Consider the following 21,707-nt stretch of genomic DNA (forward strand, 5'->3'; position numbering starts at 1 on the left):
CCCCTCTTCCTTGTTCAGTGTCGCGCCGCTTAGCTACAGGATTCCCCGATGGCAGACCAGCACGCCGAATTGACATGGAGAGAGGACCGGATTCCGGTCTCAGAACAGTTCGATGACCCCTATTTCTCGTTGCAGAACGGGTTAGAGGAGACGCGGCATGTCTTTCTGTCGGGCAACGACCTGCCCGCGCGCTTTGCGCCAGGGTTTCATATTGCCGAGCTCGGCTTTGGCACCGGCCTGAATCTGCTGACCGTGTGGTCCGCATGGGAGGCCGCAGGCCAGACCACCCCGCTGCGATTCACCAGTTTTGAGGCCTTCCCTATGGCCCCCGAGGATATGTCGCGCGCGCTGGGTGCTTTCCCCGAAGTGCAGCCCTGGGCCGACCGCTTCCTGTCGCAATGGCGCGGCGGATCCTGTCAGTTCGACACGCTGCACCTTGAGGTGATTGAAGGCGACGCGCGTCAGACGTTGCCCGGCTGGACAGGCAAGGCCGATGCGTGGTTTCTGGACGGCTTCTCGCCCGCCAAAAACCCCGAACTCTGGGGCGCGGAGTTGATGCAGCATGTGGCCGATCACACGGTACCAAGCGGCACCGCGGCCACCTACACCGCAGCGGGTTTTGTCCGTCGCGGGTTGGAGGAGGCCGGTTTCGCAGTCACTCGCGCGCCCGGATACGGTCGCAAACGGCATATGACACGGGCGGTGAAGGCGTGACGCAGCAGAACAATATCTCGGCCGGGATCGCGCTGATGGTCGCCTCAACGGTGGTTTTCGCCTTGCAGGACGGGATCTCGCGCCATCTGGCGGGGACGTATAACACCTACATGGTGGTGATGGTCCGCTATTGGTTCTTCGCGGCTTTTGTCATCGCACTTGCGGCCCGCGCTCCGGGTGGGTTGAAGGCGGCGGCGCGCACCGACCAGCCAAAACTGCAGATTTTTCGCGGCGTTCTGCTGGTGACTGAGATTTGCGTCGCCGTTTTCGGGTTCACCAAGCTGGGTCTGATCAACAGCATGGCGGTCTTCATCTGCTACCCCCTTCTGGTCGCAGCCCTCAGCGGCCCGGTTCTGGGTGAAAGCGTGGGCTGGCGGCGTTGGACTGCAATCGGGGTCGGCTGCGTCGGCGTGTTGATCATCCTGCAACCAGGGGTCGGCGTGTTTAACCCCTGGGCGATCATTCCGCTGATCTCGGCCTTTCTATTTGCGGTCTATTCGCTGCTTACCCGCTATGCCGCCCGCCGTGACAGCGCCGCCACCAGCTTTTTCTGGACCGGCGTCAGCGGAGCCGTTGCCATGACGCTGGTCGGCATGTGGTTCTGGGAGCCGATGGCAAAGACAGATTGGGCTTGGATGGCAACGCTTTGTGTCAGCGGTGCGTTTGGCCATTGGCTGCTGATCAAATGCTACGAGGCGGCCGAGGCCAGTGCGGTGCAGCCCTTTGCCTACCTCCATCTGGTATGGGTCGCGATCCTTGGTATCGCGATCTTCAACGAGGTCCTCCGCCCCGAGGTCGTCATCGGCGCAGGGCTGGTTGTTGCTGCGGGGCTGTTCACCCTATGGCGCGAACGCCGCAAGGGTTGATCCTGTCAGCTCCTGTGAGAAGGGCACGGGCAGGGCGGGTTTCCCCAGACGCGCGCGGTAGACCGGAAGGCTTTCGGTCACGCGCATCACATAGTTGCGCGTTTCGCTGAAGGGGATGGTCTCGATCCAGTCGACCACATCCACCTCACCGGCACGGGGGTCTCCGTAGCGCTCCATCCATGAGATCGGCCGCCGTGGTCCGGCATTATATCCGGCGGCCATCATGACCACATTGCCGTTGAAATCCGCCGCGAGGCTGGACAGGTAGTTTGCCCCCAGCTTGGCATTGTATTCCCAGTCCGAGGTCAGCCGCCCGGTCTGATGTCCGCTTAGGATCCCCAACTCCTGCGCGACCAGTTTGGCGGTCGCTGGCATCACCTGCATCAAGCCTCGCGCGCCTGCGCCACTGATCACCACCGGATCAAATTCGCTTTCACGCCGGGCGATGGCCAAGGTCATCTCTTTAGCCATCGGCAGGCCGATATCTGCGACCGGATGCACGGGGTAATAGGCTGCGGGCAGAACTGTTCCCGTGGTCGCGGCGCGTTTGGCGATCATCACGGCCAGATGCGGCTCTTTCAACTCGATGACCAGATCGCCCAGCTGATTGGCTTGCGCTGTATCGAGGCTTTCGACCAGGTGGGTCAGAAACCGTTCGGAGAGGTTATCCTCCCCAGCTTTCAACAGCAGCAGACCGGCCTCCAAAACGCTGGAGTTCGCAAATTCGGCTTGTCGCCAATGCGCGGCGCGGGGCGGGTTGGCGAGGGTGTTGTCGAACGGTCGCCCGATCTGCTCGGCTGCGAGAATGCCGTAGAAGGATGTCTGATAATCTGCACCCATTGCATAAGCGTCATAGGCTTTCTCGGCATCCCCTTGTGCCGCGTAAGCGCGACCCAGCCAATAGCCAGCGCGACCCCGTGAAATCGGCGATTTTACCGCGCCTTCAAAGTTCTGAAAGTGCCGAACCGCCGTTGCTGGGTCGTTCAACTTGCGCAAAGCCAGGAACCCGGCTAGCCATTCCAGATCGGCATAGCCATAGCCCATCTCGGGCGTCATGTGGTGATTGGCGGCAACCTCATAGGCACGGGACGCACTGCCCTGCCGCATCTCAAGCCGGGCCAGTCGGCGTCGCCCTTCGGCCCATTTGTCCGGCTCACCCAAGGCGTCTGGGCCGGTCGATCGCGCCAGCATCAAATCAATGGCGCTGTCGTCCAACTCTTTCTTGTCGCGCCAGACAAAGCGATAAAACGCTAGCCCCGGAGACCCTGCCAGAGCCTTGGGTACGGCAGAAATCTTGCCATCCACGCCCGGTTCGCGTTTTTGCAAGGCAATTCGGGCTTCCGCCAGCTTGCGCTGATCGGCGCTGACCAGAGGCAGCATACGCCCGGCGCTGACCAGATGATTGTCCCACAGCATCCGATCTAGTCGCGCTGCGTGGTGCGGTTTTAGCAATTTGCCGAAATTCTCAAGATAGTCCTGCTGCAACCCTGACCCCATGGGCATGGTGCGCCAGGCTGTGACGATATCCGCCTCGGCGTCCCCAATCCGACCCTTGGCTTTCAGAGCGACCGCATAGTTGAGCGCGCCTTCGGCCGTTTGCGGTGGCTGATCGGCATAGAAGTTCACCACTCGATCCGGATCAGCCCCGGTAAAGGACGGCTCGCTCTTGCGGCGCAACCAGGCCAGTCCGGGCCAATCAGGGCGACGCTCCAAAAACACCAGCACATCGCCAGAGCTGCCAAAGCCCTCGCGCAGCCAGTGCCACACGATGATGTCACGGGACACCGCGCCGCGCGCGCCAGAAACCGCTAGCGCTTCGTTCCAGTCACCTTTGCGCATTTCGGCCAGCCCGGCGCGCAGATCACCGGCAGCATCGGCCCGCGCGGCGCTTGCCTGCATCCCAAAACACAGAATCACTGTTGCCAAAAAGGCCAGAACGCGTGTCATCCCTTGCATTTCCCAACCAACCGAGGATAGAGCCATTCAGGATAAACCTTGCGCCGCCAGTATCAACTCACAAAGCCAAAAACGTGAGCGAGGATGGCGCAAATACTGCAACCGCACTTCAAGGAGCGCGACCCATGTTCAAAGGCTCAATGCCAGCCCTCGTCACCCCGTTCAGCAACGGCGAGTTGGACCTGGATACGCTCAAACACTTGGTAGAATGGCAGATAAAGGAAGGCTCGACCGGTCTGGTTCCCGTAGGCACCACAGGTGAAAGCCCGACGCTGAGCCATGAGGAACACGAAACCGTTGTGGCCGAAGTGGTCAAAGCTGCTGCGGGTCGGGTGCCGGTGATTGCGGGCGCAGGTTCAAACAACACGGTCGAGGCAGTTCGATTCGTCCAGTTTGCCAAGAATGTCGGGGCCGATGCGGCATTAGTGGTCACACCCTACTACAACAAGCCGACACAGAATGGCCTGTTGGCCCATTTCCGCGCTCTGCACGATTGCGCCGAGATTCCGATCATCATCTACAACATCCCGGGCCGTTCGGTCATCGACATGACCTCCGCGACCATGGGTGAACTGGCAAAACTGCCACGGATTGTCGGTGTCAAAGACGCGACTGGCGATCTGGCGCGCGTCAGCCAGCAGCGCGCAAGCTGTGGTGCCGACTTCTGTCAGTTGTCGGGCGAAGACGCCACCGCGCTAGGCTTCAACGCGCATGGCGGCGTGGGCTGTATCTCGGTCACGGCCAACGTGGCTCCGAAACTTTGCGCCGAGTTCCAACAGGCCACGCTTGCGGGCGACTATGCCAAGGCTTTGGACTATCAGGATCGCCTGATGCCTCTGCACGAAGCGATCTTCATCGAGCCCGGCCTGGTAGGCGCTAAATACGCGCTGAGCAAGCTGGGCCTATGCAGCACCGAAGTTCGCTCGCCTCTGACTGAACTGGAAGACAGCACCAAGGCTGCGATTGAAGCCGCGATGGCGCATGCAGGTCTGATCTAAATTATACGTTCTAATGAAAAGGGCGGCCTCGAATATCGAGCGCCGCCCTTTTTTGTCTGCTGCAAAGGTGCTCACCGCTTGCCGTAATAGAGCCCAACCACATGCTCCGCCTGCGCGAAGAACAGCCAGCGTGACGCGGCGACACCAGCCAGGTGAGAAACCACGGCCAGCAGCGCAAGCAGGTGTTTTAGCGCGAACCCTTCTAACGGGATCGCGATGAACACGACGGGCAGCGCAAAGGCCAGCAGGAACGAGATGATCCGCAGCTTCTCGGCATGTTTGCGGCCAACCACGTGGACGAACTCTCGTAGCAAGTAGTTGGTCCCGGTATGCGGAGGCTCAAACGCCCGCACAGACCCGCGCTGACCCAATCCTGTTGCTGTCCCAAGGTCAGTCCCTGAGTTGGCAAGCGCCTTGTCCCCCTGACGCCAGTACAGAATCTGCACCAGAGCGGCGATCAACAGCAAAGGCAGAGCGACTGAGGTCTGCCCGGCCATCAAGGCCCCTCCGGCCAGGCTGAAGCTGAGAAACATGGCTGGTGTCAGCTTCATGTTCCAACGAGGGATTGTCTTGAGCTGGGTGTAGATCATTGATGTGGTGAACACCGTGGCCAGCGAGAACAACGCGCCGAGCCAACCCAAAAGGCTCCAGCGTTCGCCCATGAAAACTGAACCGATTGCGAACAGGCCCATTAGGACCAGTGCGATCACCGCGCACCAGCCCTCGCGGCTGAGCCAGCTAGAGCGCCATTGCGTGAACGCTTTCCACGCCCGTTCCGGGTGGCCGAGGTGGAAGGTCGATGCAAGCAATCCGCCGACAGCTAACCCATAGGCGATCAGGAAAAAGACAAAGGCGACCCAGCCTGTAACCTCGGGCATTCCGAGGCCAAGGAAGAACAGCAGCCCAAAGCCTAGGCCGGACAAGGTGGTGAAGATGATAACGGAAGGGGCCGGATGCATCAAAGCTTCTCCAGAGTTTTGTCGAGCCAGCCGAGGAACCCTTTGGGCTCTTCCGCGACGGGGGCCAGCAGTGGGGCCAGAATGTCGATCTGGTCCTCGATCTGATCCTTGGGGCGGGGCGGCAGGTATTTGTTGACAGGTTTGGTGCCCATTTCTGGCATCAGGTCCATACCGTCTCGTTCAGCGACCAGCTTGCTGACGTCGCTGTTAGGATCGCCGAGGTCCCCGAAATGACGTGCTCCGGCTGGGCAGGTGCGGACGCAGGACGGCACCCGATCCACTTCGGGCAGGTTTTCGTTGTAGATGCGATCGACGCAGAGGGTGCATTTCTTCATCACGCCCTCGGCCATGTCCATTTCACGCGCGCCATAGGGGCAGGACCAGGCGCAGAGGCCGCAGCCGATGCAGTCGCTTTCGTTGACCAGCACGATCCCATCCTCGACGCGTTTGTAGCTGGCCCCGGTTGGGCAGACCGTAACGCAGGGAGCGTCTTCGCAATGCAGGCAGGATTTGGGGAAGTGAACCAGTTGGGAGTGGCCCTCGGCCGGAGTGACCTCGTAGGAGTGGACACGGTTCAGGAATGTGCCCGAGGGGTTGCCGCCATAGGCATCCTGATCAGACAAGGGTGCACCGTAGTTTTCGGTGTTCCAGCCTTTGCAGGAAATCACGCAGGCGTGGCACCCGACACAGGTGTCGAGGTCGATGACGAGGCCCATTTTGCGTTCGGTAGATTGGGGGAGCTGGGTCATTTTTTTTGACCTCCGCGCTGATGGTAAGGGCGGGAGCGAGGGGCCAGCCCCTCGCGCTCCCCGAGATATTTTTGGCCAGATGAAGATTGGATCATTTGCCTACCTTCCACGCGATATCCTTCGGGCCGGTGCCGACGGGGGAATTGATCGGGGCAAATTCGGGTTGGCTTTCGGCATCTGCCGGAGGGTTGGCTTTTTCGATCCTGACTTTCAGGTCGAACCACGCGGCCTGACCGGTGATCGGGTCCGAGTTGGCCCATCGCATACCGTCCCCCTTGGGCGGTAGCAATTCGTGGATCAGGTGGTTGAGCAGGAAACCCTTGGTGGCCTCCGGCGCGTCCTCTTGCAGCGCCCAGGCACCTTTGCGCTTGCCGATGGCGTTCCATGTCCAGACGGTGTTTTCATTCAGCGCGGCCATTTCCATCACGGGTACGGTGATCTCGCCGTGGGGAGAGGTGACCTTGGCCCAGTCGCCGTCTTGCAGCCCGTGTTCGCGCATCAGCTTGGTGGGGACGTAAAGCGGGTTGCGCCCGTGAAGTTGCCTTAGCCACGCGTTTTGGGTGCCCCAGCTGTGATACATCGCCATTGGCCGCTGGGTCAGGGCGTTGACTGTGAAGCCTTCGTTGCCCTGCTGATCGGTCTCGTACCAAATGGGCAGAGGGTCCATGGAGTCTTTGATGCGTTGTCGCAGGTGGTCGGGGGGCTGGTTCGGTCCGTGTCCTTCGGCGGCCAGTTGGAATTTGCGCATCGGTTCTGAATATAGCTGGAACAGGTAGGGCTGCGGGCTGTCGTAGAGGCCCATTCCAACGGCCCAATCCTGATAGGCGGCGTTCCAAGGTTTGTAATAATCCGCGCCTTCGGGAATATGCGCGACGTAGAAGCCTCCGTTTTCGATATATCGGTTCAACTGGTCCGGATTGACCTCTCCGCGTCCTTCCTTGGTGCCATCTTCGCCTCTGAACCCGGCCAGTGGGCCGATGCCGGGTTTGCGCTGGTGATTGACGATATAGTCGGCATAGTCTTTCCACTTGGGTGTGCCGTCTTCGTTGGTGAAGCCCGGCAGGCTCATGCGGTTGGCGAGTTGGATCAGCACCGACTGGAACCCGCGCACGTCGCGATCGGGTTCGACCACCGGCCAGCGGATGGCATCTGCGGCGGCGTCGGCCTCGCAGATCGGGCGATCCAGCAGCGAGATGCAGTCGTGCCGTTCCAGATAGGTCGTATCCGGCAGGATCAGGTCGGCGTAGGCAACCATTTCCGAGGAATAGGCATCCGAGTAGATGATATGCGGGATGACGTATTTGCCGTCTTCGGTCTTGGCCGACAGCATCTCCATCACACCTTTGGTGTTCATAGAGGAGTTCCACGACATATTCGCCATATACATGAACAACGTGTCGATCTTGTAAGGATCACCGGCGGCGGCGTTTGAGATCACCATGTGCATCAGCCCGTGGGCCGACATCGGGTTTTCCCATGTAAAGGCTTTGTCGATGCGCTGAGCGGTGCCGTCTTCATCTAGCAGCAGGTCCTCGGGGCCGCGCGGGAAGCCAAGGTGGGGGCCTTCCAGCGGGCGGCCTGGGCGGCGGTCTCCGTGCGGTGTCGGGTGCGCCTCGACGGGTTTGGGGTAGGGCGGTTTGAAGCGGAAGCCGCCGGGGACCTCGACCGTGCCCAGCAGGATCTGCAGCACATGCAGCGCGCGACAGGTCTGGAAGCCGTTGGCATGGGCCGAGATCCCGCGCATGGCGTGGAAGCTGACCGGGCGGCCTGTCATCTTGGCGTGCTTTTCGCCCCGGAAGTCGGTCCATTCCTGGTCGAGCTCGATGGCCTCATCAAAGGCGACGCGGGCGATTTCGGCGGCGATGGCGCGGATTTTCTGGGCCGGTATGCCGCAGCGCTCGGCCACATTTTCGGGGGCGTGATCGTCAGAGAGGTATTTCTCGGCCATCTGATGGAAGACCGGGCGGTGAGTCACACCGTCCTTGTCGTAGGTGGCGGACAGATCCGGGCGCACGCCGGGTTTGTCAAAGGCGGTCGGTTCACCGGTCACACGGTCGATCACCAATGGCTTTCCGTCGGCATCGCGCAGGAACAGACCCTTCTCCGGGCCGTTAGTAGCATTCACCAGAACCGGCGCGTTGGTGTAGCGGGCAAGGTAGTCGAGGTCGATCTTGCCAGCCTTCATCAGCACATGGATCAGTGACAGGATGAACAGCCCATCGGTGCCCGGCGTGATCCCGACCCAATCGTCAGCCACCGCGTTGTAGCCCGAGCGGATCGGGTTCACCCCGATCACCCGCGCGCCGCGCGCCTTGATCTTGCCGATGCCCATCTTGATCGGGTTGCTGTCATGATCCTCGGCCACACCGAAAAGCATGAACAGCTTTGTATGGTCCCAATCGGGCTGGCCGAACTCCCAAAACGCGCCGCCCATTGTGTAGATGCCGCCCGCTGCCATGTTGACCGAGCAGAACCCGCCATGGGCCGCATAGTTGGGTGTACCAAAATTCTGTGCCCAGAAGCTGGTGAAGCTCTGGCTCTGGTCGCGCCCAGTAAAGAAGGCCAGCTTGTGCGGGGCGGTCTCGTGCAATTCGTTCAGCCAGCCGACGGCAGTGCTGATCGCCTCGTCCCATTCGATCTCGCGGAACTCACCCGAACCACGAGGACCGACCCGTCGCAGTGGCTTGCGCAGGCGTGAGGGCGCGTTGACCTGCATGATGCCGGCGCTGCCCTTGGCGCAGAGAACGCCTTTGTTGACCGGGTGGTCGCGGTTACCCTCGATATAGGCAACCTTTCCGTCCTTCATGTGAACATTGATGCCGCAGCGACAGGCGCACATATAACAGGTGGTGCGCCGGATCTCGTCCGAGACTTTCGGGCTGGTGTCGATCTTCGGTTGCTGGATTGTCATCTGGCGTCCTTATGTCGGGGCGGCGGGTCAGGTTAAGAATGTTAGTCCGGCGAGGATAATTCCTGCAATAAAAAGAGTTTCCACGACGATCAGGGCGATGGCTGCGCCTCCGACCGAGAGGATTTGCTTCAGGTTCGTCTTCATTCCAACCGCAGCGATCGCGATCAGAAGCAGCCAGCGGGAGGTCTGGCTGAGCAACTCGGATAGGAAGGCCGGGATCAGGCCGAACGAGCTGGCCGCAGCCAGCACCAGAAACCCGATCACAAAGCCGGGCAGGATGGGAGGGCGCTTGCCCGCTTCGTCCATGTCGGTGACGCTGCGGATGATCAGCGAGGCGACCAGAACCACCGGGGCCAGCATCGCCACACGGAACAGTTTGACCAGTGTGGCGGTGTCGCCGGTCTGTTCCGAGATTGAAAACCCTGCACCGACAACCTGGGCCACGTCGTGGATCGTGCCACCCAGAAATACGCCGCCTGCCAAGTCATCCATGCCCAGCGTCCGCACCAGAATCGGATAGGCGATCATGGCGATGGTCGACAGGACCGTAACGCCCAGAACGGTGAAGATCAGCCGCTCTTCTGAGCGTTCGTCTTTGGGCAGTATGGCGCTGATCGCCATTGCCGCAGACGCGCCACAGATTGCGACAGAGCCCGCCGTCAGGAACGCGAAACGCCATTTGTGACCAAAGAACCGTGCGATCAAAAGACCGAACGCAATGGTGGCCAATACGCCGCCAACCACAAGGGCGATCAGGTCCCAACCCAACCCCATCATCAGCGTCATGGAAATCCGCACACCCAAAAGCGCCACTCCGAGGCGCAGCAGGGATCTGGCTGCAAAACCGATGCCGGAGACAGTCTTGCCCTCTTCGCCCAGAAAGCTGAGTGCGATGCCAAGCAGCAAGGCCATCAGCATGGCTGGGGTCGCGTAATGCTCGGACAGGAATTTCGCCGTCACGGCAACAGTGATGGCCACCATAACCCCGGGGAACAATGTTCGAGCCGTCTGGGCGATATCCGCGCCGAAGGAGCTTTTGAGTTCAGTCTTACCCAGCATCGGTTCGTTGATCTTTCTTGAACACGTTTACAGTTAAGCGGCAAAGCCGCAGAGGTTATGCAGTAGCTGGATGAACTGGCTCTTGCGATGAACCCACTTGTTGTGCCTGCACGGCGGTCACGGCGATCATGTGCAACACATCGTCTGATGAACAGCCGCGCGACAGGTCGTTTGCGGGTTTCGCCAAGCCTTGAAGAACGGGCCCAATGGCCTCGGCCCCGCCAATGCGCTGGGCGATCTTGTACCCCGGGTTGCCCGCATCGAGGTTGGGAAAGACAAACACGTTTGCTTTCCCTTCCAGAGGTGAGTTCTTGGCCTTTTTACTGGCGACCTCTGGCACATAGGCAGCGTCGAATTGCAACTCTCCGTCGATGATCAGGTCCGGATTGGCGGTTTTGGCGATTTGTGTGGCCTCAACCACCTTTGACACTTTCGGATGGCTGGCGCTGCCGCTGGTAGAGAAAGATAGCATCGCAACACGAGGCTCTTTTCCGGTGAGTGTGCGATAGGACGCGGCCGAGGCCTGAGCGATCTCGGCCAACTCGCGTTCGTTTGGATCAACGACCAACCCGCAATCGGCAAAAATATGTGCGCCCTGAACTGTGTGGTGGTCGCGGTCATAGATCATCAGAAAGAAACTGGACACCATATGCCGCACCTTCGGTTCTAAATCACTGAAACAGTGCATGTTTTATCCTCTCTATGTCGAGGTTTCGGGCGAAACCCTGCGTGGTTTTGTCCGGGATTGCAACCGGATGGAGGGATATTATGCCGAGATTGACGGACGCGCGCGTGCGCGACCTGCGCGCCAGAAAAACCACACGCAATGTCAGAGACACCACCCTTGCGGGCTTTGGTGTCAGGGTTCTGCCCGGCGGCGGGAAGCGGTTCTTTTTGCACAGCCAGCACGAGGGGCAGCGTGTCTGGAAGATTTTGGGCGATCCGGCCACTATGTCGGTTGCCGAGGCCCGCGCGCGGGCGCAGGCCCTGCTGGTCTCGCTCCGGTCGGGGCAGCGCGACGGGGAGATGCTGTTTGAGAGCGTTGCGGAAGAGGCCTTCCGCCGCCATGGCCGACAGTGGAAGCCGGGCACGCTCATGGTCAACCGGAGCTATCTCAAGAACCACATTCTTCCGCGCTTCGCGGGGCAGCGCATTGCGGATATCACGCGGCAGGACGTGCGGGACTGGTTTGCCGCGATGCACGCAACGCCGGTATCGGCGGATCGCTCGATGCCAGTGCTGTCGGTCATCATGACGGTGGCCGAGATGGACGGGCTGCGCCCGGAAGGGTCCAACCCCTGCAAGGGGATCAGGCGCTACCGGCGCAGGAACAGGGAGAGGTTTCTGTCGGAGGCCGAGTTCGGACGCCTTGGCGCGGCGCTGTGCTGCGCGGCCCCATCCCCGGCCGTGCCGCTCATTCGGCTGCTGGCGCTGACGGGATGCCGGTCGAGCGAGATCAGGACACTTCGCTGGGCAGAGTATCGCGACGGGCATATCTTTCTGCGCGACAGCAAGACGGGTCCGCGCACGGTGTGGCTGTCGGAGGCGGCGCGCAGGGTCCTTGACGCGCTTGCCCGCACATCGCCTTGGGTGTTTCCGTCCGTCCGGGGTGCGGGCCCGATGCCGGGTGCGACGCTCACCCGGGCATGGTTCAGGCTGCGCGTGCAGGCCGGTCTGAGAGATGTGCGCCTGCATGATTTGCGGCACTCCTATGCAAGTGCGGCCATCGCGAGCGGGGAAACCGTTCTGGCAGCGGGTCGGCTTCTTGGGCATAACAGCCCCGAAACCACCCTCAAATACGCCCATCACACGCAAAGTGATGTGGAGAATGCCGCCGCCGCGATGGGGGCGGTTCTCGGAGGAACGCGGAGAGGAACAGGGGGAGGAACCCGGCCATGAGCAAGGTTCGGTTGACGGATGCGCGGGCACGGAGGTTCAGACCGTGTGCGCGGGAATATTGCGTGCAGGACAGCGCGGTGCCGTCCCTGAGCCTTCGGGTCTATCCCACGGGGACGAAGACATGGACCTGCACGGTGGCGGGACGCAAGGTCTCGCTGGGCCGGATTGAACTGATGCCCGCCTGCGCCGCGCGCCGGGAATGTCACCGGTTGCAGGTCGAGGGGGTCGCGCCGGTCCGGGACCTGCCCACCTACCGGGGCTTTGCGCTGGATGTGTGGCACAAGACATGGTCCACGCGCTGCAAGCCATCCACGGTCAGGGGGCGGGATCACATTCTGGCGCGGCAGCTTCTGCCCGCGTTCGGAGCGCTTCGGATTGACCGGATCACGCGACAGATCATCGAGGACTGGTTTGCCGCCTATAGCGCCTCTGCGCCCGGCGGCGCGAACCATGCGCTGAAACTTTTGCGCCAGAGCCTGAACTTTGCCCTTGAGCGCGGCCTCATCGACAGCAACCCGGCGGGTTTTGTGCTTCCGAACCGGCGCGCCAAGCTGACGCGGTTCCTGTCGCGGGATGAAATCGCGCGGCTGAACGCGGCGCTTGACCGGCACAGCGCAGGGCGCACTGGCGTGCAGGCTGACATCATCCGGCTTCTGCTGCTCACGGGCTGCCGCAAATCGGAAATCACCCATCTCAGGCGCAGCGAGGTCGATGGCAGCCGCCTCAGGCTGGAAGACAGCAAGACGGGTCCGCGGATTGTGTATCTCAGCGCCGAGGCCCGCGCCATCGTTGAGAGGCGCATGAGGGGAGCCGGGGCATATCTGTTCCCCTCGCCGCGCAACCCGGCGCGGCCCGGCTCGGGAGAGTTGAGGCTCTGGTACAGGATCAGACGGGAGATCGGCATTGAGGACGTGCGTCTGCACGACCTGCGACATTCCTATGCCAGCCAATCTGTGATGGCGGGTATTCCCCTGCCGGTGGTGTCGAAGCTCCTGGGTCACAGCCAGGTCACGATGACGCTGCGCTATGCCCACAGCGCAGACAGGGACGTCGAGGCCGCAGCCGAGCGGGTCGGGGCGCGCATTGCCGGGCTGTTGTGGTCTGGCTGAGCGCTTTGCCTGTCTTATGATGCGTGGAGGCGTCCGGTTTATTGGAAGCCCCTTCCAGTTTGCCATTCAGGGCGGGCCGTTCTGGCGGTTGGATCGTAATATGCCTGGTCATTGATGGGACCGTCTTGAAGGGCATATGCCTGGCTGGCCTTGGGTTTTGCCACAGTTCAGCCGCAGTTCTGACAATATTTTGACACTGTGGGAAATTTCTGCAACCTTTGATTGCGGCTCGTCAATAAACGCGGCGAACAAAGAGAGCAGTATGGGGATGGGGATTTTGCGCAGATCAGCGCTGTCGAGAACATTCTGAATTGTCCGGTGTAGGTAACATGCCAATTGTCCGCTTCAGTTGATTGCGCGGTGGCCCAATTCGGAGGGAGCCGTAGGCGACCGTAGATTTGGGCCACCGCGTTCGCGCCACGTCGAAGCGGGTCACGCGACTTTGTGTTTGCTATCCTCCTGTGTGATGGGTGATCCGTCAGGCTGGTAGCGGCCAATGCATCTCGGGCCGTGGAAGATGACCAGTTGACCATCGGGGTATTCGTGGACCCTGACCTTCGCCTTGACGAAATGATGACGGTGCCTGTCTGCCGCGATCTGCATGACCAGGCCCTTGTAGCGCACCGTATTGTCGTTGCCGACGACGCGGTCTTCCTGCACACACAGGGTGTCGCGCACATTGCCTGTAAACGGCACGAAGGCCGAGGTCGTATCCTCCGGCTCCTTTGCAAACAGGGCATTGTGTTCGGGAAGATAGACCTCTTTCAGGAACTGATTGGCCTCTTCAATGGTTGTGATCCCATGGGACCGCAGTTCCTGCGGCAATCGGTTCTGGAACGTGCCAAACATGCGTTCAGACCGTCCACGGGCCTGCGGTGAATAGGCCGGGATCAGCTCAATGCCGAGTTGCTGCAAGGCGCGCCCGACCTGGGTCAGATTGTCCTTGTCCACTTTGCCGCCCGCTTCGGGCGTATGCCAGTAATGAGAGCCCCGATCGGCATAGAGCGAGCAAAACAGACCTTGCGCCTCGATCACCTCTGTCAGCCCCTGAAAACTGCTCATCGTCCCTTCTTCCTCGACAAAGAATGCCGAATAAACCCGGTTGGTGGCATCGTCCATGGTGACGATCAGATCCCACCACTGACCCGGAACCCATTCATGGCTGGAGCCGTCCTGATGCAACATCATGCCAACCATCGGACGGCGGGGCCGCTTGCGCCGATGGGCACCTCGTCGGGGTGCTGCCTGAACCCGGCCGTGGCGCTGCAGTGTAAGCCGCACCCAGTTGTAGCTCTGTGTGAAACCATGGTGGGCCACCAGCTTCTCGTGGAAATGCTTCGGCGTGTAATCCCAGTACTTGGTATCAAACAGTTCAAGCATCTCCATGACCTTATCCGTGGCAACACGATTGTTGGCCAGTTTGCCAAGCCGACGGTCGTACAGACCTTCTGCACCATCCGCCTCAAATCGATCCTCCCAACGCCTGACGGTGCGCACGGATACACCCAGTATCTCAGCCGCCTGTTCTTGCGTCAGCTTGTTCGCGCTTCGCCGCGAATACACATCTTCAAACTTCATCAGTCGAACTTCCTGTAACACTTCTGCTCGGTTCATAACGCCTCCTCTCAGAGACAGAATAGAACCGGACAGATCGCATGTTACATACACCGGACATATCGCGTGTTAGCGACACGCTTGACAATGCGCAGGTGGGCGATATCGTCGCTCGTCGCTCGTCGCTCGTCGCTCGTCGCTCGTCGCTCGTCGCTCGTCGCTCGTCGCTCGTCGCTCGTCGCTCGTCGCTCGTCGCTCGTCGCTCGTCGCTCGTCGCTCGTCGCTCGTCGCTCGTCGCTCGTCGCTCGTCGCTCGTCGCTCGTCGCTCGTCGCTCGTCGCTCGTCGCTCGTCGCTTCATGTCTGTTGAGGGCCTGTCAGATTGGGGCGCGGTCTCACGGCGGGTAGAGCGCGCCCGGTTCGGGCTTTTCCGATATTGTGATCCCTGTCGTTGCGCTGGCGATTTTGTGCCTCGCGCAAGCTTTCGTTTGTGTTGTGCTGCATGTGTCCGGCAGACCTTGAGCCGGCATGCGGCTGCAGGCGCGTTGGCGCTCCAGCGCAGGGAAACCTGCACGACCTCGATACATCGCGTCTGTGCGGAATGGTTGAGGTTTCATTGCGTGTCAGTCGTCGCGGCTTCGGGGGCACGCTTTGCCACCCCCTTTGGCTCTCTGGCTGTCCTGCTGCTTCCGTCTTTGTTGGACAAGACAGAAAACAAAGCGTTTGCTGGCCCGATTGAGGCAGCCTTCGCTGTCTTTCGTCGCTGCTTCAGGCGCGCCCTCTGCCAATCCCACTGTCATCAGGTGTCAATCGGCATTGAATAATGACCCCCCATCGGCGTCCAAATTTGACCCCCCTTGGAGCTAAGAGGGGCGTTGAGGGGGTCGTGTTTAGGTTGATTCAGGAGGGGGTGGACAGCAGGTCAAACCGAAAAGAGAGCGTAGCTCGACTGAAGGTTTGACCTGCTGTCTGTTTTGAATTTATTCCCCGATTTCGAGGTTAGTCGCGGTGGTTAATTCGCCAGCTTTCGTTCCCGGTTTCGATGATATCGCAATGGTGTGTCAGTCGATCCAGGAGAGCAGTGGTCATTTTGGCATCTGTGAACACACTCGGCCATTCAGCAAATGCGAGGTTGGTTGTTAGCAGAATAGACGTTCGCTCGTACAGTTTGCTGATGAGATGGAAGAGTAATCGTCCACCAGACTCTGCGAACGGCAGATAACCGAGTTCGTCTATAATCACGAGGTCGACGCGGATCAGCTGCTCGCTGAGCCGCCCGGCGTTGCCTTCGCGATGTTCAGCCTCCAGCTTGTTCGCGAGATCCACAGCGCTGAAGAACCTGACCCGCCGGCGGTTATTGACCGCGTGGCCCCCGATCGCTGTTGCGAGATGCGTTTTGCCCGATCCGGTTCCACCGACCAGCACGCCATTCCTGGCCTGGTCCATAAAATCGCCGTCATGAAGATTGCGCACGACTTCCTCGTTGACGGGGCTGACCGTGAAGTCGAACTCAGGTAAGGACTTGCAGACCGGGAACTTTGCGGCACCCATCTGATACCGGATCGAGCGCGCAGTCTTTTCGGCCAGTTCGGCCGTGAGGAGTTCGGCCACGACCTGTTGGGGCCGCCAGTTGTTTTTGGCTGCGGCCTGCATCACTTCGTCAAAGCAGTTGACGATGCCTGGCAACTTCAGTTGACGGGCAAGTTCGAGAATTTCCTTACGCAGTTGCATGGGAGCCTCCAAGCCTGTCATAGCGAGCGCAATCCGCGATCGGTGCCATTTTCAGCTGCAGGTGGGCAGGCGGCTCAATCGCCTTTGGCGGCGGGGGATTGGTGCGCCGAGAGACAATGTTCAGGATCGCATCGGCCTTGCGCAGGCCAGATTTTAGAGCTTCTTCGCAGGCAGCCTCGACCACATCAATGTCGTGCTGGTAAGCAGCGAAAAGAATATCGGCAAGTTGCCGGTCTCCGTCGGATGTGCCCCGCAGATGGGTCCAGATCTGCGTCATTGCCGGTGGTAGGTCCCAGTCACGGAACGGTGCTCCATTGCGCAGAGCGCCAGGCTTGCGCTTGAGGACGGGCACATAGTGCCAAGGGTTGAAGATCGTTTTTCCTCGGCCGAAGCACCGTTCGTGCTCTCCGACAATCTCACCGTCTTGGCGCAGGACAATCCGCGTGGCGTAGACCTGCAACTGGACCTGACGTCCAACAGCTCTTGCCTCAACGCTGTATTTGTTTCTTTCGAAGTTGATCAGGCAGGTTCGGCTCACGGCGACCGTCTTTTCACGGAACCCGACGAAGGGCTTCTGCAGATGCGTCAGCAGCGGCTTTTCCTGCTGGAACTCCTCCCAGACCGTCACCTCCAGGTTTTCCGGATGCCGCAGTTCTTTTGCGCGTTTGATCGCGTCTTTTTGCAGCCGGGCATTCAATTCATCGAAGTCGGCCACCTCCAGACGCGGTGTAAAACTATAGGCGCGGCTCTCCTTGACCAGATTCTCAACCTGACCCTTCTCCCAACCGGCCGCGCGCGTACAGGCGATCGGGTTCACCAGATGATGAGAACACATCCGGGAGAATGCCTTGTTGAACTTTCTTTCCTTGCCCGACAGGATCGCATCGACGGCGGTCGTCATGTTATCGTAGATCCCGTTGATGCAGCCTCCACCAAAGAATTTGAAGGCCTCGTCGTGGGCATCAAAGACCATCTCCTGCGTCTCGCGCGGATAGGCAATGGAGAATGGCATGCGGCTATGGCAAAGTTTGAAATGGGCAACCTTCACGGTCGTGAGTGCACCGTCCATCAAAACCGTCTCCACACTCCAGTCGAACTGGTACGCCTCCCCAGGATCAAAGATCAGCGGGATGAACGCCTGCGCCTGTTGTCGGCCGTGCGCAATGCGCCAATTCTTTGTGTAGCGTCGAACACTGTCATACCCGCCGCCAAAACCATCATCGGAGAGTTCCTTCCAGATTTTGGTCATCCGCTTGCGGTGTTTCTTCGGAAGCGCCTCGTTCTCCTCAAGCGTTTCATCCAGACGCGCGCGCCAAGGCCCGAGCACCGGGTATGGCTGCGATTTGCGCTCATATTTGAACTCCGTCACTCCCGATCGGATTATCTTTCGAACCGTTGCACGGCTCAAATTGAGCGAACGGCAAATTTCCTTGATGCTCTTTTTTTCGATCAGGTGTAAGCGACGCACTTTTCTAATAGTTTCCACGCAAATCATCCCGCTTGCCTCTCCATCGACTGCTCAATGAAAAGGATGTCTACAACCATAGGGAGGGGTCAAATTTGGACGCCGATTTCCCCGCTTAGGGGGTCAAAATTGCACGCTTTTCTACACTCCGGTCCTTCTCCATCAGGTGTAGGAGAGACGTGATCCAATTGATCTAGCCCCCATTCAGACAGCACTGCACGTGGAAGAACTAATTCGACCCATTCCCCGTTCGTCCACATGTGGTGGTAGTCGTTTGAGTACGCGCCGACAAAGAGTTGACCGGGCCCTCGGGTGTACACATCTCCATTTCGAGATGAGGAGACATAACCCGACCGCTGAACGCGAAGTTGCCAGTGATCAACACCGGTGCGAACGCACTCTTCCTTTGTTCGCAACATTTGGCGCGCAGGAGCTGTCGACGTATGCACCAAGGCACCGCCTATTTCCCATACTTCATTCCGGGCTTTGAATTCTGCTGTTTGGTTCGGTTGGACAAAAATTTCGCCAATTGGCCGAAAATGCTCCCGCCAGATTTCAAACTGACGCCCACGCTCAAGCTGAGTCGTGGAGAATATCCGCGATCCGACGCGTTCTAAATCGGCACCGTTCAAGGCACTTAGAGACGAGTGTTCGTATCTCATAGCAAATACTAGCGTAGTCGATTTTGCGCAAAATGTGTCATTTGCAACAATTCATTCGCGTTTACCGTCTCCTGTCAAAGAAAAAGCGGAAATCGAAGCCAGAATACGAAGGAAGGTTCTTGTCAGAAGAATTTGTTTTGAGGCGGGTAAGGGACATAACCTCGTTCCATGAACATGCCAGCGCCTTCAAGTGCTTTAAAACCAGTCCCTAGATCATCCGTTTGGCTGTGATACTGTAGATCCGGTTCTCACTATCACTTCGAACGGGGAAGACTTATTGAACAAGTGAGACCTCGACATGAGCCACAAAACTATTCGATGTTCATGAAACAAGTTTGGGCCGGTGTTTTCTCCTGAGATAAGGCGGATTGTGTTTGGCAGATGCGCGCGTTCTCCAAAAGGAAGTGGTGCGTTGAAGAGGTTTTCCTGAGGGTAAAATACAAGCGGCAGTGTCTTTGGCGTGCCGGTGATCACGAAGGCGAGGTGATGGAGGCCGTTGTCACAAAACGCCCTAGGAAAGCTTCAGCACAATAATTCCTTGAGAGATTAAGGAAGCGGCATGGTTACGCCTAAGAAGTCATTGGCGACCTTTTGGCATGCTTTGAGGCTGCGCTCTGACAATTGTGCAAACACAAAAAAAGGACAGGCAGCTGGCTCAATGATTGCGTCGAGAACTCGCACTTGCCGTTTCGACGAAGTGAGCGCATGGTGCAGTGTTTCCTGACTTCCGACATTTTTTCGTATAAGTCATTGATATTATTATGCCTTGGTTGCCAAAAGGCACTACACGGACTTTTTTCGCCAGCGATTGTTTCGGAGTGTTGAGGGAGCTCAGGCTTTGGTCTGGCCAGTTTTTCGGGTGCGCCCGGGGGGTATCTTGAAAGGGGCTTCGTTCCAGGTCAGGCCGACGCAGGTGAGGATGCGTCTGGCATCGACCGTGGCATGGCTTGGCATGCCGTAGCGGTCAGGGGTGCCTTTGTGGCGCAGGATCGAGAGCTGCAATGCGTTCAACTCGTTGCGGATACGAGCCGGGCTCATCGGGTGTCCGAGCAGGTCCAGATGCTTGCGCAGGTGCTGCAGGCAGCAGAAGGCCATGTAGCAGATGGCGATATGGGCCCGGACCCGACGCGGCGACCAGTGATAGATGGGCCGGATTTTCAGATCGTGCTTGTTGGTGCGGAAGCAGGCTTCGATCTCCCACAACTGGTGATAGCGGGCAATGACGTCCTGTGCCTCCAGTTCGTCCGCACCATGAACAACAATGGCATGCAGCCCGTCCCATTGTGCCGCTGCCTTGATCTTTGCATCATCCAGCGTGACGTCCCCGCTGTCGGGGAAGGCCAGGAAGCGGCCATATCCCCGGCTGCTGAAGCTGCCGGGTTTGCGAGAGCGCTTGAGCTTCTTGTGCAGCTTTTCGATTGCCTTGTCGCGCTTGTGGGCATCATTGCGTGCCCGGGTGGGTGACCAGGTCACAATGACCCGCGCTCCCTCCTGGTCGATCACCTTGTACCAGCCCTTCTCGGTTGCCTCTTCAGAACCGTGTCCAGCCCAAGGCTGGCGTCCCTCCGGGCTCAAAATGTTCGCCTTCACGGCGGCCGGGGCGGACTTCATGCGATAGCCGAGGATGTAGGGCAGACCCTTGTTCTGCAACATCTGCTGGTTGTCCTTGCTGAGCATGGCGGCATCGGCCACGAACGTGACCCTGGCCACGTCGAAGCGTCCCTCCAACGCCTTCAGCGCAGCTTCCAGCGTATGACCTTCCCAGGTGTTTCCCGGGAAGAGTTCATAGCCCACAGGCAGCCCATCGGAGGTGACGATCAGCGCCAGCATGACCTGAGCGCGGTGATGCTTGCCATCCTTGCTGAAGCCCTTGGCCAGAAGATGATCCTGCTCGACCCCGTCCGCATCCTCGGCCGGGTCCTCGCGCTCGGTGTCAAAGGCCAGGGTCGTGCAATCGTAGAACAGCACGGTCACTGGCCCGCCCAGCAACTTCTCTGCCGCCGCGTGAGAGGTTTTGCAAATCCCGTCTATCACCGGCGTATTGATGTAATCCATGCTCCGATAGACCACGTCCAGATTGAGCGTGATGCCTGCCTGGTTCTCCAACGCCTCCACGGTCGCGCGCTTGCTCTCGGGCTGTGCGATCCGCGCCATAACCAGCTCTTTCACAATGCGATTGGCACTTTTACGCGCCGCCCCCAGAAGGGCCCCCCAACCCAGTTGGTCATACATCGTCCCCATGACATCCCGCAGACCCAGAGAGACCCGCGCCTCCTCACGGCACTCGGCAAGATCAACGCCAAGCTTGTCCGGCCGCGGAGCGCGGCGCACCAGCGCCTGCAGATCGGCATATTCCGTGGGCGTGAACAGTTCCATTTGCGGCGAGCGATCAATGCGTAATTGCTCCATCAAGCGGCCCGCCAGACGCTTGATATCCTCAATCTCGCTGTCGTTATGGGCCACACCCACATGGCGCAGGATCTTCTGGCGTACCTTGGAGCCGGTGCGGACGGATTCAACGATCTGGATCCGTGTGCGGTTGAGCTTTGCGTCATGTTTGGTGCGGATGAACATGGGCGAAGAGGTTAGCCATCTGAAGGCCCATGTCAATACTTTTTATAATAATGGGGCACTACAACGCGCCTCTGAGCAACCACACCTGAAAACAAACCAAAAACCCAGTCAGATCAACAAAAAGGTCGGAAGTCAGGCCTAAGAAGTCATTGGCGACCTTTTGGCATGCTTTGAGGCTGCGCTCTGACAATTGTGCAAACACAAAAAAAGGACAGGCAGCTGGCTCAATGATTGCGTCGAGAACTCGCACTTGCCGTTTCGACGAAGTGAGCGCATGGTGCAGTGTTTTAGGCGCATGCGAAGCCTCCCAAAATTCGCCTCCGTCCTTTCCTCCGTCTACAACCATTTCAACCAAGAGCGATCGCAAACCAGACGGGGTACCGTCAAACTGACGCATACCACTGCTCTTGCCGAGTGGCGCGAACTAGGTGTAGCTGCAAATTGCAGCTGAACTGTCCTAGCTAGTGCTCGTTTGGTTGGATCTGACAACACCCACTGGCTAG

General features: G+C 59.3%; 18 protein-coding genes and 1 pseudogene. 9 read left to right on the forward strand and 10 right to left on the reverse strand.

Annotated elements, in window-relative coordinates; all coding sequences use genetic code 11:
• The first annotated feature begins 48 nt into the window (after nt 1–48).
• Nucleotides 49–714: a tRNA (5-methylaminomethyl-2-thiouridine)(34)-methyltransferase MnmD gene (gene mnmD, locus ACOERD_RS20910; RefSeq protein ID WP_419740321.1), complete on the forward strand. Its 666-nt coding sequence runs from the start codon at nt 49–51 to the stop codon at nt 712–714.
• Nucleotides 711–1,580, forward strand: a complete 870-nt coding sequence (locus ACOERD_RS20915; RefSeq protein WP_419740322.1) for a DMT family transporter — start codon at nt 711–713, stop codon at nt 1,578–1,580. Before mnmD ends, ACOERD_RS20915 begins: the two co-directional genes overlap by 4 nt.
• Here the strand turns inward: ACOERD_RS20915 and ACOERD_RS20920 are convergent.
• Nucleotides 1,554–3,527: a transglycosylase SLT domain-containing protein gene (locus ACOERD_RS20920; protein WP_419740323.1), complete on the reverse strand. Its 1,974-nt coding sequence runs from the start codon at nt 3,525–3,527 to the stop codon at nt 1,554–1,556. The genes ACOERD_RS20915 and ACOERD_RS20920 overlap by 27 nt on opposite strands.
• Before the next feature lie 134 nt (nt 3,528–3,661).
• Here ACOERD_RS20920 and dapA point away from each other — a divergent pair, with 134 nt between their 5' ends.
• A complete protein-coding gene (gene dapA / locus ACOERD_RS20925; RefSeq protein ID WP_419740324.1) occupies nt 3,662–4,534 on the forward strand; it encodes a 4-hydroxy-tetrahydrodipicolinate synthase in 873 nt (290 codons plus the stop codon).
• A gap of 71 nt (nt 4,535–4,605) precedes the next feature.
• On the opposite strand, the gene ACOERD_RS20930 is transcribed toward dapA, so the two are convergent.
• The 5 genes from ACOERD_RS20930 to ACOERD_RS20950 all read right to left on the reverse strand — a co-directional run bounded on the left by ACOERD_RS20930 (nt 4,606) and on the right by ACOERD_RS20950 (nt 10,900).
• Entirely contained in the window at nt 4,606–5,493 is an 888-nt protein-coding gene (locus ACOERD_RS20930; RefSeq protein ID WP_419740561.1) for a dimethyl sulfoxide reductase anchor subunit family protein, read from the reverse strand.
• Nucleotides 5,493–6,242 carry a 4Fe-4S dicluster domain-containing protein gene (locus ACOERD_RS20935; RefSeq protein ID WP_419740325.1) on the reverse strand — a complete coding sequence of 250 codons (750 nt, stop codon included), beginning with the start codon at nt 6,240–6,242 and terminating at the stop codon, nt 5,493–5,495. The genes ACOERD_RS20930 and ACOERD_RS20935 overlap by 1 nt, the downstream gene beginning before the upstream one ends.
• Nucleotides 6,243–6,333: 91 nt before the next feature.
• Nucleotides 6,334–9,153, reverse strand: a complete 2,820-nt coding sequence (locus ACOERD_RS20940; RefSeq protein ID WP_419740326.1) for a molybdopterin oxidoreductase family protein — start codon at nt 9,151–9,153, stop codon at nt 6,334–6,336.
• A gap of 27 nt (nt 9,154–9,180) precedes the next feature.
• Complete coding sequence (locus ACOERD_RS20945) at nt 9,181–10,212, reverse strand: YeiH family protein (protein ID WP_419740327.1); 1,032 nt, start codon at nt 10,210–10,212, stop codon at nt 9,181–9,183.
• A gap of 55 nt (nt 10,213–10,267) precedes the next feature.
• Nucleotides 10,268–10,900, reverse strand: coding sequence for a phosphate acyltransferase (locus ACOERD_RS20950; RefSeq protein ID WP_419740328.1), 633 nt, complete (start codon nt 10,898–10,900; stop codon nt 10,268–10,270).
• Between the two features lie 80 nt (nt 10,901–10,980).
• Here ACOERD_RS20950 and ACOERD_RS20955 point away from each other — a divergent pair, with 80 nt between their 5' ends.
• Nucleotides 10,981–12,111: a tyrosine-type recombinase/integrase gene (locus tag ACOERD_RS20955; protein WP_419740329.1), complete on the forward strand. Its 1,131-nt coding sequence runs from the start codon at nt 10,981–10,983 to the stop codon at nt 12,109–12,111.
• Between the two features lie 62 nt (nt 12,112–12,173).
• Entirely contained in the window at nt 12,174–13,220 is a 1,047-nt protein-coding gene (locus tag ACOERD_RS20960; protein ID WP_419740133.1) for a tyrosine-type recombinase/integrase, read from the forward strand.
• Nucleotides 13,221–13,652: 432 nt separating this feature from the next.
• Here ACOERD_RS20960 and ACOERD_RS20965 read toward each other — a convergent pair whose 3' ends face one another.
• Nucleotides 13,653–14,834 carry an ISNCY family transposase gene (locus tag ACOERD_RS20965; RefSeq protein ID WP_419737631.1) on the reverse strand — a complete coding sequence of 394 codons (1,182 nt, stop codon included), beginning with the start codon at nt 14,832–14,834 and terminating at the stop codon, nt 13,653–13,655.
• A gap of 41 nt (nt 14,835–14,875) precedes the next feature.
• Here ACOERD_RS20965 and ACOERD_RS20970 point away from each other — a divergent pair, with 41 nt between their 5' ends.
• Complete coding sequence (locus ACOERD_RS20970; RefSeq protein WP_419740330.1) at nt 14,876–15,142, forward strand: hypothetical protein; 267 nt, start codon at nt 14,876–14,878, stop codon at nt 15,140–15,142.
• A 629-nt stretch (nt 15,143–15,771) separates the two neighbouring features.
• Here ACOERD_RS20970 and istB read toward each other — a convergent pair.
• Nucleotides 15,772–16,503: an IS21-like element helper ATPase IstB gene (gene istB / locus ACOERD_RS20975; protein ID WP_419737606.1), complete on the reverse strand. Its 732-nt coding sequence runs from the start codon at nt 16,501–16,503 to the stop codon at nt 15,772–15,774.
• A complete protein-coding gene (gene istA, locus ACOERD_RS20980) occupies nt 16,490–17,998 on the reverse strand; it encodes an IS21 family transposase (protein ID WP_419737605.1) in 1,509 nt (502 codons plus the stop codon). The genes istB and istA overlap by 14 nt, the downstream gene beginning before the upstream one ends.
• Nucleotides 17,999–19,011: 1,013 nt before the next feature.
• Between istA and ACOERD_RS20985 the strand changes: the two genes are divergently transcribed.
• Nucleotides 19,012–19,164 (forward strand): DDE-type integrase/transposase/recombinase, encoded by a 153-nt coding sequence (locus ACOERD_RS20985; protein WP_419740331.1) that lies wholly within the window; start codon nt 19,012–19,014, stop codon nt 19,162–19,164.
• A gap of 297 nt (nt 19,165–19,461) precedes the next feature.
• Here the strand turns inward: ACOERD_RS20985 and ACOERD_RS20990 are convergent, their stop codons facing one another.
• Entirely contained in the window at nt 19,462–21,204 is a 1,743-nt protein-coding gene (locus ACOERD_RS20990) for an IS1634 family transposase (RefSeq protein WP_419737624.1), read from the reverse strand.
• On the opposite strand from ACOERD_RS20990, the gene ACOERD_RS20995 reads away from it, so the two are divergent.
• Nucleotides 21,197–21,346 carry a hypothetical protein gene (locus tag ACOERD_RS20995; protein WP_419740332.1) on the forward strand — a complete coding sequence of 50 codons (150 nt, stop codon included), beginning with the start codon at nt 21,197–21,199 and terminating at the stop codon, nt 21,344–21,346. The genes ACOERD_RS20990 and ACOERD_RS20995 overlap by 8 nt on opposite strands.
• 60 nt (nt 21,347–21,406) lie before the next feature.
• Nucleotides 21,407–21,655: pseudogene (locus tag ACOERD_RS21000) on the forward strand (IS6 family transposase); the annotation flags it as partial.
• Nucleotides 21,656–21,707: the final 52 nt, after the last annotated feature.

This window comes from Ruegeria sp., assembly GCF_965199275.1.
Lineage (GTDB): Bacteria > Pseudomonadota > Alphaproteobacteria > Rhodobacterales > Rhodobacteraceae > Ruegeria.

What these genes read in the sequence shown, in the direction of transcription:
- ACOERD_RS20950 (WP_419740328.1), bottom strand. Translation starts at nt 10,900, where the DNA reads ATGCACTGTTTCAGTGATTTAGAACCGAAGGTGCGGCATATGGTGTCC.
- istB (WP_419737606.1), bottom strand. Translation starts at nt 16,503, where the DNA reads ATGCAACTGCGTAAGGAAATTCTCGAACTTGCCCGTCAACTGAAGTTG.
- ACOERD_RS20945 (WP_419740327.1), bottom strand. Translation starts at nt 10,212, where the DNA reads ATGCTGGGTAAGACTGAACTCAAAAGCTCCTTCGGCGCGGATATCGCC.
- ACOERD_RS20965 (WP_419737631.1), bottom strand. Translation starts at nt 14,834, where the DNA reads ATGAACCGAGCAGAAGTGTTACAGGAAGTTCGACTGATGAAGTTTGAA.
- ACOERD_RS20990 (WP_419737624.1), bottom strand. Translation starts at nt 21,204, where the DNA reads ATGTTCATCCGCACCAAACATGACGCAAAGCTCAACCGCACACGGATC.
- mnmD (WP_419740321.1), top strand. Translation starts at nt 49, where the DNA reads ATGGCAGACCAGCACGCCGAATTGACATGGAGAGAGGACCGGATTCCG.
- ACOERD_RS20970 (WP_419740330.1), top strand. Translation starts at nt 14,876, where the DNA reads ATGTTACATACACCGGACATATCGCGTGTTAGCGACACGCTTGACAAT.
- ACOERD_RS20935 (WP_419740325.1), bottom strand. Translation starts at nt 6,242, where the DNA reads ATGACCCAGCTCCCCCAATCTACCGAACGCAAAATGGGCCTCGTCATC.
- ACOERD_RS20985 (WP_419740331.1), top strand. Translation starts at nt 19,012, where the DNA reads ATGCGCGCGTTCTCCAAAAGGAAGTGGTGCGTTGAAGAGGTTTTCCTG.
- dapA (WP_419740324.1), top strand. Translation starts at nt 3,662, where the DNA reads ATGTTCAAAGGCTCAATGCCAGCCCTCGTCACCCCGTTCAGCAACGGC.
- ACOERD_RS20995 (WP_419740332.1), top strand. Translation starts at nt 21,197, where the DNA reads ATGAACATGGGCGAAGAGGTTAGCCATCTGAAGGCCCATGTCAATACT.
- ACOERD_RS20940 (WP_419740326.1), bottom strand. Translation starts at nt 9,153, where the DNA reads ATGACAATCCAGCAACCGAAGATCGACACCAGCCCGAAAGTCTCGGAC.
- ACOERD_RS20930 (WP_419740561.1), bottom strand. Translation starts at nt 5,493, where the DNA reads ATGCATCCGGCCCCTTCCGTTATCATCTTCACCACCTTGTCCGGCCTA.
- ACOERD_RS20955 (WP_419740329.1), top strand. Translation starts at nt 10,981, where the DNA reads ATGCCGAGATTGACGGACGCGCGCGTGCGCGACCTGCGCGCCAGAAAA.
- istA (WP_419737605.1), bottom strand. Translation starts at nt 17,998, where the DNA reads ATGATTTGCGTGGAAACTATTAGAAAAGTGCGTCGCTTACACCTGATC.
- ACOERD_RS20920 (WP_419740323.1), bottom strand. Translation starts at nt 3,527, where the DNA reads ATGACACGCGTTCTGGCCTTTTTGGCAACAGTGATTCTGTGTTTTGGG.